Origin of the sequence: Burkholderia sp. GbtcB21 (assembly GCF_019091065.1) — a bacterium.
Classification (GTDB): domain Bacteria; phylum Pseudomonadota; class Gammaproteobacteria; order Burkholderiales; family Burkholderiaceae; genus Burkholderia; species Burkholderia pyrrocinia_C.
This window is the reverse complement of sequence record NZ_JAGXKA010000003.1, coordinates 440,219-452,580: the sequence shown is the minus strand read 5'-3', so window position 1 is coordinate 452,580 and position 12,362 is coordinate 440,219. Positions and strand designations below refer to the sequence as shown.

10 protein-coding genes and 1 pseudogene are annotated in these 12,362 nt (G+C 67.7%); 3 read left to right on the top strand and 8 right to left on the bottom strand.

The features are described 5' to 3' along the window. Positions 1-69: 69 nt before the first annotated feature. A complete protein-coding gene (locus tag KVT39_RS10085; RefSeq protein WP_034182220.1) occupies positions 70-1,002 on the top strand; it encodes a LysR family transcriptional regulator in 933 nt (310 codons plus the stop codon). A gap of 72 nt (positions 1,003-1,074) precedes the next feature. Here the strand turns inward: KVT39_RS10085 and KVT39_RS10080 are convergent, their stop codons facing one another. The 7 genes from KVT39_RS10080 to KVT39_RS10050 form a co-directional block, all read right to left on the bottom strand. Then, on the bottom strand, positions 1,075-1,401 hold the full coding sequence (locus KVT39_RS10080; RefSeq protein WP_034182033.1) for an antibiotic biosynthesis monooxygenase: 327 nt from the start codon (positions 1,399-1,401) through the stop codon (positions 1,075-1,077). A gap of 66 nt (positions 1,402-1,467) precedes the next feature. Next, a complete protein-coding gene (locus tag KVT39_RS10075; protein ID WP_175746648.1) occupies positions 1,468-2,442 on the bottom strand; it encodes a YkgJ family cysteine cluster protein in 975 nt (324 codons plus the stop codon). Further along, complete coding sequence (locus tag KVT39_RS10070) at positions 2,436-3,251, bottom strand: MetQ/NlpA family lipoprotein (RefSeq protein WP_105389795.1); 816 nt, start codon at positions 3,249-3,251, stop codon at positions 2,436-2,438. Before KVT39_RS10070 ends, KVT39_RS10075 begins: the two co-directional genes overlap by 7 nt. After that, positions 3,245-4,300 (bottom strand): formylglycine-generating enzyme family protein, encoded by a 1,056-nt coding sequence (locus KVT39_RS10065; protein ID WP_175746650.1) that lies wholly within the window; start codon positions 4,298-4,300, stop codon positions 3,245-3,247. Before KVT39_RS10065 ends, KVT39_RS10070 begins: the two co-directional genes overlap by 7 nt. Positions 4,301-4,399: 99 nt before the next feature. Then, the gene (locus KVT39_RS10060) at positions 4,400-6,358 is read right to left on the bottom strand and encodes an arylsulfatase (RefSeq protein WP_105389743.1); all 1,959 of its coding nucleotides are present in this window, start codon (positions 6,356-6,358) and stop codon (positions 4,400-4,402) included. Positions 6,359-6,505: 147 nt separating this feature from the next. Next, positions 6,506-7,225 (bottom strand): SDR family oxidoreductase, encoded by a 720-nt coding sequence (locus KVT39_RS10055; RefSeq protein ID WP_175746653.1) that lies wholly within the window; start codon positions 7,223-7,225, stop codon positions 6,506-6,508. Between the two features lie 120 nt (positions 7,226-7,345). Beyond that, on the bottom strand, positions 7,346-8,257 hold the full coding sequence (locus KVT39_RS10050) for a LysR family transcriptional regulator (protein ID WP_217588857.1): 912 nt from the start codon (positions 8,255-8,257) through the stop codon (positions 7,346-7,348). A 127-nt stretch (positions 8,258-8,384) separates the two neighbouring features. Between KVT39_RS10050 and KVT39_RS10045 the strand changes: the two genes are divergently transcribed. Then, positions 8,385-9,404, top strand: coding sequence for an NAD(P)-dependent alcohol dehydrogenase (locus tag KVT39_RS10045; protein WP_217588856.1), 1,020 nt, complete (start codon positions 8,385-8,387; stop codon positions 9,402-9,404). 8 nt (positions 9,405-9,412) lie between these two features. After that, positions 9,413-9,811 (top strand): annotated as a pseudogene (locus tag KVT39_RS10040) (LysR substrate-binding domain-containing protein); the annotation flags it as partial. An 81-nt stretch (positions 9,812-9,892) separates the two neighbouring features. On the opposite strand, the gene KVT39_RS10035 reads toward KVT39_RS10040, so the two are convergent. Further along, a complete protein-coding gene (locus KVT39_RS10035) occupies positions 9,893-12,208 on the bottom strand; it encodes a TonB-dependent receptor (protein WP_217588855.1) in 2,316 nt (771 codons plus the stop codon). Positions 12,209-12,362 lie beyond the last annotated feature (154 nt).

Below are 12,362 nucleotides of genomic sequence, written 5' to 3'. Positions count from 1 at the left end.
CGGGTTTTCCCCGGTCCCGTTCATTTTTTCAGCGGGGCAAGCTGCGCGCCCAATGCCTTGCCGACCGCCATGAACACGCGTTTTCTCGAAACCTTCGTCACGCTCGCGAAGCTGCGCAACTTCCGCACGACGGCCGCCGCGCTGCACGCGACGCCGGCCGCGATCTCGCAGCGCCTGAAGGCGCTCGAGGACGAATTGCAGACGGTACTCGTCGACCGCGACAGCCGCGAATTCCGGCTCACGCCGAACGGCGAGTACCTGCTCGGCTATGCGAAAGCCGTGGTCGAGGCGACGCAGGAGCTGCAGGCCGCCGCGTCCGGCGAGAGCGCGCTGCGCGGCAAGCTGCGGCTCGGTGTGATCGAGACGGTCGTGCATAGCTGGCTGCCGCACTATATGCGCCGCCTCGCGGCCGACTATCCGCAGCTCGAGATCGACCTGACCGTCGACGTGAGCGTCGTGCTGCAGCGCCGGCTGATGGCCGGCGAGCTCGACCTGATCATCCGCGTCGAGGGCAGCGACGAGACGTCGGTCGTCTGCGACGCGCTAGCGAACTATCCGGTGCGCTGGATCGCGCGCGCGGGGCTGCTGCCGAACACGCGCACGGGCCTTGCGCGGCAGGTGCTGCGCCAGCCGATCCTGACCTACGGGCGCGGCACCGCGCCCCACCGCGCGCTGGAAGACATCGTCCGTACGCTTGCGCATGCGCATGGCGTGCCGCTGTCGGACACGCGCATCACCGGATCGCCGTCGATCTCGGTGATCGTGCAGCTCGTGCGCGACGGCTTCGGCGTCGCCGCGATTCCGGTGCTGTTCGTGGATGCGCTGATCGAGAGTGGTGAGGTTGTCGAGCTGCCGCTGCAGCCGTCGCCGCCGTCGATCGTCGTGTCGATGTCGCGGCGCGCGGATGCGCCGCGGTTCGTGCACGGCGCGTCGATTGCAGCGCGGGCTGCGTGTCATGAGTATTGCGAGAAGAGTACGCGGCGGTTGGTCGAGGCGCTTTGACCTGAGGCGGACCGGCGGGTGCGGTTTCTGTTCACTTATCCGTAATACGAAAGAAATGAATCAGACAGACAGTCACGCGGACTGCCCCGCGTGCGGCTGCGTCAGCTTGCCGTCGCCGTACTCGCGGAGCACCTTCGAGATCACGACGCGATAGCCGTCGAGCCAGCGCGCCTGCTTCGCCTTCGCTTCGAGGTGCGCCGGATGCTGCATCAATTGCTGCAGCGCCGCTTCCGATTCCCAGTAGTAGACGTTCTGGATCAGCCCCGCTTCGGCGTTCTCCCACGTCTCCTCGCCGAGATAACCGGGCGTCGCGCGCGCCATGTCGGCGATCTGCCGGTCGAGCCGGTGGAATTCGTCGTCGTATTGCCCGGCACGAAAAATGAAGGTCGACGCGTACATGCCCGCTCCGTCGGAAACGATTGAAAGAGCGCCAAGTGTAAGGCACGCGCGGCGGCGCCGCGATCGTTACGCGGCGAGCGGATCGGCGTCGAGCCACGCGTCGATGCGTGGCGCGTCTTCACGCGCTCCGGCCGCGGGCGCCGGCATCGCAGCAAGCGCATGCCGTGCACGTTCGAGCGCCTGTGCGAAGCCGCGCAACTCGCGTGTCGCGGGCCGGTCGTCGGCACGCCGGCGCGCGAGCGCTGCTTCGACGTCCGCGCCGATCAACGCGAGTTGCGCGTCGATGAAGTCGAGGCACCGCGCACGGCAATGCGCGGAGACCGGCGCGACGGCCAGCAGGACGGGCACGATCGACACGGTCAGGTAGCCGCCCGGCGCGACCCGCGACAACGCATCGCGTACGTGCTGCCCGCCACCGACCAGCGACGTGAACACGGCATCGCGCCACACCGCACGCTCGAACGCGAGTGCGTCGCGATACGTATCGAGCGCCGCTCGATCTGCGACCTGTCCGGCCGTCACCAGCGGAACCGGAAACGAGGGTTCGACGGCAGGCTGCTCGCCCTCCACCTCGACAATGCAGTTCGCGCCAAACCATGCCGTTTCGTCTCGACGCGCAGCGAGCACGCGAGACTGCAACCGGTCCGGCAGCATCGGATCGAGCGGCACAGCACCGCAGATCGACGGCTTCTCCGCATGCACGCTGCAGCGGCCGTCGTCGGCAAGCGCCGCGCAACGGCCGAGCGACGGATAGTCGTAACCCTGCAGCGTCAGCACGACCCATTCGCCATTCTCGCCGCCGATGCGATGGAACAACCGCTCCGCCAGCACTTCGGACGCCGCAACATCGTCCGCGTCGAATGCATGCTCGCGCCCGCCCGCACGCCAGCGTTCGCCGATTCGCCGCTTCGGCACGCGACGGATCGTCAGCGCGCCGACGAAGCGGTGCCGATGCCGGAACAGTTCGCGCAGCGACAGCGTCGGCGCGCTGTTGCAGCAGCGTCCGCATGCATTGCACGCGAGCAGGTACGTGTCTACCACGGCCGCCGCACCGAATCCTGGTAACGCGTGAGGATGAAGCGCGCGACGTCGTCCGAGTGATATGCGGCGACGAGCTGCGCGACCCACGGTTTCGCGCGATCGGCGTTGCGCACCGTCAGCACGTTCGCGTACGGCGAACGCGCATCTTCGAGGCTGACGCTGTCGCGTGCGGGTTGCAGCCCGACGCGGGCGGCATCGTCGCTGTCGATCGCAACGAACGCGGCCGTGTCGAGCGCGGCGTAAAGACGGTCGCGGCGCAGCGCGACGAATTTCAGCCCGAGCCGGTTGCCGGTCACGTCGCGCAGCGTCGCATGGAGGCCGGCCTGCTCGCGCAGCGTCACCAGCGTGTCGTTCTGCAGCAGCACGAGCGCGCGCGCCATCCCGCGCGGATCGGCGGGAATCGCGACCGTCGCGCCGGGCTGCAGTTCGTTCAGGTTTTTCAGCTTGCGCGAATAAAGCGCCATCGGCAGCGTGACGGTCGGCGCGACTTCGGTCAGCGCGTAGCGTTTCCGCGCGCGCGTCGCGGCAAGCTGTTGCGCATCCTCGAAGCTGGCCGCGTCGATCCGGCCGTCGGCGAGCGCCGCGTCGATGCGCGACGCGTCGTCGAATTCGACGACGTCGACGCCCAACCCGCGTGCAGCGGCGACCCGCTTCACTTCGTCCAGGATCTGCGCATGCACGCCACGCGTCACGCCGACGCGCACGGCCGGGGCAGCCGATTCGGCCGCAACGGCCGATCCCTGATGGACGACACCGCACGCGGCCAGCAGCCACACGGAAACGAATCGCACGATGCCGTTCCTCACGATACATCCCTCAGGATCGTGCGAAAGCCGATGTGCGATGCGCCGAGATCGGCTTCCTGCTGTTCGCGCGACGACGCGCGATAGCGCACGCAGTAATCGCGCGAACACAGGAACGACCCGCCCTTGATGACCATCGGCGTATCGTGCCGGCGCGTCGGCGGTGCGACGGCCGCCGTGTCGCCGTTGGCGTGCGGCTGGTGCGGGCCCGCGTACGCGTCCTTCGTCCATTCCCAGGCATTGCCGATCATGTCGTAGAGGCGAAAGCCGTTCGCCGCATAACAACCGACGGGCGCGAGACCCGCGTGACCGTCCTCGGCCGTATCGAGCACCGGGAACGCGCCCTGCCAGTAGTTCGCGGCCGGCTTGCCCTGTGCATCGCGCGGCGCCGCATCGAGCGACGCATCGTCGCGGCCGGCCTTGCCCGCGTATTCCCATTCGGCCTCGGTCGGCAAATCGCGGCCGAGCCAGCGCGCATAGGCCAGCGCATCGCGCTGCGTGACGAGCGTGACGGGCAGGTTGCCGAGCCCGTCGACGCCGCTGCCGGGCCCGCGCGGATGACGCCACGACGCCCCCTTCACCCACGACCACCATGCGAGGTCGCGCGCATTCATCTCGTCGCGCGTCGGCACGTTGAACACCGCCGCGCCGCCCTGCTGCTCGGCCTCGGTCACGTAGCCGGTCGCCTGCACGAAGGCGGCGAACTGCGCGATCGTCACGTCGGTCTGGTCGATCCAGAAACCGCCGACGCGCGTGCGGCCATCACCGACCGGACGCTCGTCCGCATAACCGCGCGTGCTGCCGAACACGAACGCGCCGCCGCGCAGATGCACCATCCCGGCCTTCGGGTCGTCGCGCCACTTGGCCGGCAGCCCCGAATAGCGCTCGCACTGTCGCTCGGAGCCGAGCGGCGCGAGCGCGCGGCCGCGATTCGCGTCGTCGAATGCACCGCCCGCCGGCGCTACGGGATTCGCATAGCCCGCCGCGAATGCAGTGGCGAACAGTGTGGCGACGAGCGCCGTGCCGATCGTCCAGAACCGGAACCGAAACCGCATCGTGTCGTCCTTTCAAGAAAACGCCTGCCCGCTCCAGGTTTTCCGCCCCGAAGGAAATTCCTCGTGAGGCCTGGAGCGAAGCGACAGGTCTGGGGGCGCTCAGTAATATCCACGCGGACGCAGCGGCTCGACGCCGCCGACGTTGCTCATATAGGTCTTCCACTGGTCGACGAGCGTGCCGATCACCGACGGGTTCTGCGCCGACACGTCGGTCGTCTCGCCGCGATCCGACGCGAGGTCGTAAAGCTGCCAATGGCCGTCGAGCGGCCCGAGCGGCGGCTCGGTCCACAGCGCCTTCCAGCGGCCGTCGGCGCTGCGCAGGTACGCGCGGCCGTACGCTTCGTCGCCGAACGGCGCCGTATGCACCTCGCCCGTCGCCGAGCCGGTGAGCACCGGCAGCAGCGACTGGCCCGTAACCGGATACACGTAGCGGTTGTTGTAGATCACCTTGCCCTTGTTCTGGTCGACGCCCGTCAGCGTGTTGACGAGCGGCGGCGCCGGCTGCGACGGCGGCGTGACGCCCGCGACCGCGAGGAAGGTCGCCGTGTTGTCGGTCACATGCGTGAACGCGCGCAACGTCGGCAGTTGCTGCGACTGGCCGGGCAGGCGCACGATCGTCGGCGTCGATACGCCGCCTTCGGCCGAGTAGCCCTTCGTGTGCCGGAACGGCGACGCGCTCACTTCGGCCCAGCGCAGCCCGTACTGCAGGCGTTGCGCGTTCTGCTTGCCGTTGTCGGTGCCGAGCGCCGAATAGGTCGGCTCCTGCGCGTTCGCGGTATCGGTCGCCGTCGGGTCCGCGCCGGAATCGATCGGCCAGCCTTCCGCGCCGTTGTCCGACTGGAACATGATGAACGTGTTGTCGTATTCGCCGATGTCCTTCAGGTGCTGGATCAGCAGGCCGATGTTGTAGTCGAGGTTCTCGACCATCCCCGCGTAGATCTCCATGTAGCGCGCCTGCGCACGGCGCTCGGCCGGCGACAGGCTCGACCACAGCTTGTCGACCTTGCCGGTGCCGTAGTCGCTGTAGCCGTCCGCGGCCGAATGCACCGCGCTGATGTATTTCGCGCTCGCGGTGCCGTTGTTCGCGGTCGCGGGCGACGCCGCCGTCGTTTCAGGCACGCCGTCGAACGGCTTGAAGTCGGCGGGAATCAGGCCGAGCGCTTTCTGCCGCGCGATCCGCGCGTTGCGGATCGCGTCGTAGCCGGCGTCATAGACGCCCGCGTACTTGTGCAGCCACGGTTCGGGCACCTGCAGCGGCCAGTGCGGCGACGTGTACGCCGCGTACGCGAAGAACGGCTTGCCGTCGCGCTGGTTCGAATCGATGTACGAGATCAGCTTCTGCGTATAGAAATCGGTCGAATAGAACACGGCCGGGCTGCCGCCCGTGCCGCCAGGCTGCCCGGGCTGGCCAGGCTGCACGTAGCGGCCGTCCTCCGTGTAGTTCGACGAGCCTGCCGGCTCGTGCGCGAAGTGGTTGGTCGCCGCACCGCCGAGCAGCACGTAGCTGCGCTCGAAGCCCCACTGGTCGGGCGTCTGCCCGCTGCCCGTCGCACTGCCGACGATCCCCGAGCCGATGTGCCACTTGCCCGCGATATACGTGTGGTAGCCGGCGTCCTTCAGCAGTTGTGCGAACGACAGCGCGCGGTCGTTCAGGTAGCCCTCGTAGCCGGGCAGCCCGCGCCGCTCGTCGGTCGGCACGCCCATCGTGCCTTCGCCGACGAGATGGTGATCGGTGCCGGACACCAGCATCGCACGCGTGATCGCGCAGACGGTGCCGGTGTGATGGTTCGACAGGATGCGGCCCGATGCGACGAGCGCATCGAGGTTCGGCGTGTTGATCTCGCCGCCGAATGCATGGATGTCGGAATAGCCGAGATCGTCGGCCATGATGTACAGGATGTTCGGGCGTTTCGCGGCCTGCGGCGGTGTTGTATTAGCCGGCGGAGGCGGCGAATCGCTGTCGACGCCGCCGCACGATGCGAGCGACAACGCGCCGGCGATCGCGGCGCAGACGACACGGAAACGGAAAGCATGCAACGGCGACGCGGACTTTTTCATTAGCGTGAACGCTCGATCTACGGGATCGGCGATCTTAGCGTCGCGCACGCGGCGCCCAAAGTCGGATTCGTCACATGCTAACGGGGTGCGGGAATATGCGATGCGGGCCCGATGCAGGTCGTTTTTCGCGACCCGCGCCGCGATGCGTCAGCTGCGCCCGCCGAGGCTGCCGCCGCCGTCCACGGCCAGCACCTGCCCCGTGACGAAACCGGCTTCGTCGGACAGGAAGAACGCGATCGCGGCCGCCACGTCGTCGGGCGTACCGAGCCGGCGCGCGGGGATCGTCGCGAGCACCTTGCGCTCGGCTTCGCTTCCGACCGGCCGCGTCTGGCGGAACAGTTCGGTCTCGATCGGGCCCGGCGCAACTGCATTGACGGTCACGCCATGCTCGGCAAGTTCGAGCGCCCACGTCCGCGTGCAGCCGACGAGCGCGTTTTTCGCGGCCGAATAGGCGGTGCGATCGAGGCTGCCGAAAATCGCGCGGCTGCATATGTTGACGATGCGCCCGTGGCCGCGCGCCTTCATCGCGTCCGCGAAGTGCTGAGTGACCTGGATCGCGGCCCGCACGTTCAGATCGAACACGGCCTGCAGCGACCCGAAATCGATCTGCCCGAGCGGTTGCGGCAACACGATACCGGCGTTGTTGACGATGCCGTCGACGTCGTGCCGCTCGCTGATGTGCGCAAGGGTTGCCGCCGTCTGTTCGATGTCGGCAAGATCGCATGCGAGCAATTCGCCGGGGAAGTCGATGCCCTGCGCATGCCGCGCGAGGCCGATGACGCGATGGCCGCGCTGCGCAAGTGTTGCGCTGATCGCGAGGCCGATGCCGCGTGACGCGCCGGTGACGAGATAGGTGCGGGATGACATGATTCGTGCCTGTGTGGAAGGAATCGAAGAAGTCGCGATGCGTACGCAGCCACGCGGCGCATGCGTGTTCCGGGCGATTGTGCATCGGGCCGGAAAAACGCGTACGGTCGCCTGCCCGCCTCAGTCCTCCGACGCCAGCATCCGCGGAATCTCGTCGACCAACGCATCGATGACGACACGCACCTTCGACGGCACGTGGCGCGACGACGGCCGCACCGCGAACACCTCGGCGCCCGACACGCTGTTGCTGTCCATCACGAGCGCGAGGCGGCCGTCGCGCAGGTAAGGCGCCATCAGCCAGCATGGCAGCCACGCGAGGCCCGCGCCGGCAGCGGCCGCATCGGCGATCGCCTGCAGGTCGTCGAACCGCAGGCGGCCGGCCGCGCGATGGTCGTGCACCGCGCCGTCCGCACCGATGATCCGCCATGGTGCCGGCTGCCCGCCGCGCGAATACGCGATGCCGACGTGCGACGCGAGTTCGTCGAGCCCCGTCGGCCGGCCGTGACGTTCGAGATACGCGGGCGATGCGCAAATGCCCATCGTCTGTACGCCAAGCCGCCGCCCGACGAGCGTGCTCGTATCCGCAAGCTCGCCGATGCGCACCGCGACGTCGAAACCGTCGTTGATCAGGTCGGCCAGGCGATCGCTGAACGACACGTCGATCTCGAGCCGCGGATGACGCTCGACGAGGCGCCGCATGACGGGTGCCACGCATTGCCGCCCGAACAGCACGGGTACGCTGATGCGCAGCCGCCCCGACGGCTCGCGCCGGCCCGCGTCGAGCGCGGCCTCCGTTTCGCCGAGATCGGCCAGCAGCCGCCGGCACTGCTCGTAATAGACGAGCCCTTCGTCGGTCAGGCTGAGCTGGCGCGTCGTGCGCTGCAGCAGCCGCGCGCCGAGACGGCGTTCGAGCCGCGCGACGACCTTCGCGACGGCCGAACGCGTGACGCCGATGCGCAGCGCCGCCGCCGCGAAGCTGCCCGACTCCACGACGTCGACGAATTCGGCGACGCCTCTCAGACGCTCGTCCATACGATTCCGCTCCGGTTGGATGACAGATTTGTGTCCATGACGGCGACAGTCAGTGGCCAAATTCTCGCCAATGCGTCCCCGTGCGCAACACTATGATAGTTCGACCTATCTCGAAAAAGGAGTCGACATGCACGCATGGCAAGTCAAACCCGGCGACGGCGCGGCCGGGCTCCGGCGCATCGACGCGACACGCCGGCCCGTCGGGCCGACCGACGTCGTCGTGAAGATCCACTCGGCAGGACTGAACTACCGCGACCTGATGTTCGCGCGCGGCGACTATCTCGGCATCGGCAAGGACGCGCTGATTCCTGTCGCCGACGGCGCCGGCGAAGTCGTCGAAACCGGCCGCGACGTCACGCGCTTCAAGCCGGGCGATCGCGTGATCAACACGTATTTCCCGCGCTGGATCGACGGGCCGCCCACGCCGCAGAAAGTTTCCGGTTCGCCCGGCGCGCAATTCGACGGCGTGCTGGCCGAGCACTTCGTGTCCGACGAAGCAGCGCTGGTCGCGATCCCCGCGCATCTCGACTACGACGAAGCGGCGACGCTGTCGTGCGCGGGCATCACCGCGTGGAATGCGCTGTTCGCCGACGGCGGCGCGGGGCCTGGCTCGACCGTCGTGCTGCTCGGCACGGGCGGCGTCTCGATCGTCGCGCTGCAGCTTGCGCACGCGGCAGGGTTGCGCACGATCGTCACGTCGTCGAGCGACGCGAAGCTCGAACGCGCCCGCGCACTCGGTGCGGACGCAACGATCAACTATCGGGTGACGCCCGAGTGGCAGAACGAAGTGCTGCGGCTCACCGGCGGCGCGGGCGCGGATCTCGTCCTGGAAGTCGGTGGACACGACACGCTGCCGCGTTCGGTCGCCGCGACCAAGCTGGGCGGCGTCGTGTCGGTGATCGGCGGCGTCAGCGGCTTCGGCGGCCCCGAACTCGGGCTGCTTTCGCTGATCGGCGGCATTCGGCAATTGCACGGGATCATGGTCGGCAGCCGCGCGATGCTCGACGACGTCGCGCGGTTCGTCGATGCGAAGCGGATCAAGCCGGTAGTCGATCGCGTGTTCGGCTTCGACGAGGCGCCGCAAGCGTATGCGTACCTGCAGTCGGGGCAGCATTTCGGCAAGGTCGTGATTCGCGTCGCGTCGTGATGGCCGGCCTGCTCGACCACGACTGGGTGCTGAATTTAGCGGCCGACGGGCAGGCCGCGCTCGTCGACTACCTGTTCACGCGCCACGGCGCACGGATCGACGAACGGCGCATCGTGCGGGCGCAGTCGGTCGCGATGTTGCAGACGATGCTCGAGCAGGCCGACATGTGCACGTGGTGCCCGACGATTCTCGCGGCCGTGCCACCGTTCGGCGAACGGATGCGACCGTTGCAACTGAAGGAGACGTTCGAGCCGCACGACCTCGGGATCGTCACACGCCGCAGCAGCACGCTGAGCGACGCCGCGCGCTGCTTCATCGACTGTTTGCTGCAAGTAATCCGCAAGCATGCGCGATCTGCGCGCAAGGAGGATCTTGCGATGTTCAGGACGGTTTCGCCGCTGATCTGACGGCCAGCGCCGCAACGGCCGATTGCGCGACCTGCCGCGGCCCGGCGCACCATGCGCCCGCGCCGCGGCATGCGTCGCGCGTCAGATCTTCGCGGTCAGCGTGATCCCGACCGTGCGCGGATCGCCGTACAGCACCGGATACGCGCCATACGACGGCAGCAGCTCGAGCTTCTTGTAAACCTTGTTCGTAAGGTTCGTCATGTAGCCCGTCACGATGTACTTCTGGTTCGGCGTCGTGTACGACACATGCGCATTCAGCACCGTATAACCGCCCTGCCAGAGCTGCGGCATCGTCTGCCGCGTCGCGCTGAAGTATTCGCGGCTGCGGTAGTTCACGTCGCCACCTGCCGTCAACGTGCCGAATGGCACCGGAACGCGATAGTCGAAGCCCGCGTTCAGCGTCGTATGCGGCGAGCGCGCGAACGAGTTGCCGACGGCGGTCGGCACGTAGCGGAACTCCGTGAAGCGCGTGTTCAGCATCCCGAGGTTCGCGAACAGGTAGAGGCTGTTGACCGGCTGTGCCTTCAGCTCCAGCTCGAAGCCGTCCGCGCGACCCTGCCCCGCGTTCGACAGCGTCGACACCGGCGGCCCGCCGAACGGGTTCGGCGCGAGCGCGAACACCTGGATGTCGCGATAGTCGTAGTGGAACACGCTCGCGTTGACGATCAGCCGCTTGTCGAACCACTCGCTCTTGATGCCGACCTCGTAGTCGGTCAGGTACTCGGGCGAAACGGTCGACACCGTGCTCTGCGTATATGCGTTGCCGTTGTAACCGCCCGAGCGGAAGCCGCGCGCATAGCGGAAATACGCGCGCACGTTGTTGCTGAGCGCGTATTCGGGCGTAAGATCCCAGGTCGGCGCGCGCCACGTGTTCGTCTGGTTCTGCTGCGCGCTGACCGCGAGCGGCGACGACACCGACGACGGCGACCACCAGCTGTTCGGATCGCTGAACGTCACATTGCCCGCTCCCTGCAGCCCCGTCAGGTTGATGGTCTTGCGCTCGATCGTGTAACGCAGCCCGCCCGTCACGTTGAAGCGGTCGGTGAACCGGTACTTGATGCTGCCGAAGATCGCCACGCTCTGCGTGTGCTGCGTGAGGTCGGTCAGATGGTAGAACGCGGGCGACGGCGAGCCCGGCAGGCCGCCGCCGGCGCCCTGCTCGGCCAGTTGCTCGGTGAACAGATGCGTGCCGACGAGCCAGCTCAGCCGGTCGTTCTGCGGCGATTCGAGCCGGAACTCCTGCGAGAACTGGCGGCTCGACAGGCGGTCATGCGAACGTGCCGCATCGAACGGCGAATAGTCCTCGTCGTCCTGGTACCAGCGGTGCAGCCCTTCGAACGCGGTGATCGACGTCAGCGACACCGCCGGGTTGATGCGCCAGTGCGCGGTGAGCGACGTGCCCCACGACGAGATGTGATCGCTCGACGGCGCATTGAGCGACACCGTGTACGGATCGGTCGATCCGACGAAGCCGAACTGGTTCGCGCCGCCCCGCCCCGCGCCTTCCGCGTGCCACGCATTGCCGCCGCCCGTGTAGTTGCGGCCGTGGATGTTGAACAGGAAATCGGTGTCCGGAGTCGGCACGGCCAGCACCTGGAAACGCACCGCGTTGTCGTGAAAGCCGCCGAAGCGCCCCTGCTGCGCGGTGTTCGTGTAGAAGCTGTCGGCATTCTCGTGATACACCGACACGCGCGCGGCCAGCACGTCGTTCTTGCCGATCGGCCCGCCGACCGCGGCTTCCGCAAGCCGGCTGTTGTACTGGCCGAGGCCGAGCTTGCCGTAGCCGCTCACGTCGAAGGTCGGCTTCTGCGACGTGATGCTGAGCGCGCCGCCGACGGTATTCTTGCCCCACAGCGTGCCCTGCGGCCCGCGCAGCACCTCGATGCGATCGAGGTCGAACAGCGGAAAGCCCTGCCCGAACACGCTGTTGATGTACACGTCGTCGAAGTACACACCGATCGGGCTCAGCGACAGGTCCGACGGATCGTTGCTGCCGACACCGCGCAGGAACCAGCGCGGCCGCTCGCGGCCCTCGGTCGATTGCCCGGTGAAGTTCGGCACGTACTTCGTCACGTCGTTGATCACGCGCAACTCGTTGTTCTTGATCGCGTCGCCACTCAGCGCGCTCACCGCGACCGGCACGTCCTGGATGCTTTCCTTGCGCCGGCGCGCGGTCACGGTCACCGTGCCGAGATTCGTTTCGCGTGCGGCCGCGCCGCGATTCGCATGGGTCGCCTTCGGCGCGGCCGCAGTTGCATCATCCGACGCCTGTGGTGCCGGCTTCGCGTCCGGCACCTCCGCTGCCGCCACGCCGTCCTCTGCCCACGCGGGCAACGATACGGTGCCGCCCGTCAGCAGTCCCCCCAGCGCGGTGACGATTAGTTTTTTCCTGAACATCGATGAGTCATCCTGTTTGATCGGTTGAACGCACGTGCGTGCGCGACGCACGGGTTCTGTATTGCAATTCGGATGCCAGCATCGAAAAGACCGTCCCGCGGGGCTTCCGGCGCCCGTGCGGCTCGCGTGTTGCTGCATACGCATCTGTGAGGAG

Coding starts and splice junctions, on each gene's coding strand:
- KVT39_RS10055 (WP_175746653.1), bottom strand. CDS start 7,225: ATGTCATCCCGCACCTATCTCGTCACCGGCGCGTCACGCGGCATCGGC.
- KVT39_RS10085 (WP_034182220.1), top strand. CDS start 70: ATGAACACGCGTTTTCTCGAAACCTTCGTCACGCTCGCGAAGCTGCGC.
- KVT39_RS10080 (WP_034182033.1), bottom strand. CDS start 1,401: ATGTACGCGTCGACCTTCATTTTTCGTGCCGGGCAATACGACGACGAA.
- KVT39_RS10060 (WP_105389743.1), bottom strand. CDS start 6,358: ATGAAAAAGTCCGCGTCGCCGTTGCATGCTTTCCGTTTCCGTGTCGTC.
- KVT39_RS10045 (WP_217588856.1), top strand. CDS start 8,385: ATGCACGCATGGCAAGTCAAACCCGGCGACGGCGCGGCCGGGCTCCGG.
- KVT39_RS10050 (WP_217588857.1), bottom strand. CDS start 8,257: ATGGACGAGCGTCTGAGAGGCGTCGCCGAATTCGTCGACGTCGTGGAG.
- KVT39_RS10065 (WP_175746650.1), bottom strand. CDS start 4,300: ATGCGGTTTCGGTTCCGGTTCTGGACGATCGGCACGGCGCTCGTCGCC.
- KVT39_RS10035 (WP_217588855.1), bottom strand. CDS start 12,208: ATGTTCAGGAAAAAACTAATCGTCACCGCGCTGGGGGGACTGCTGACG.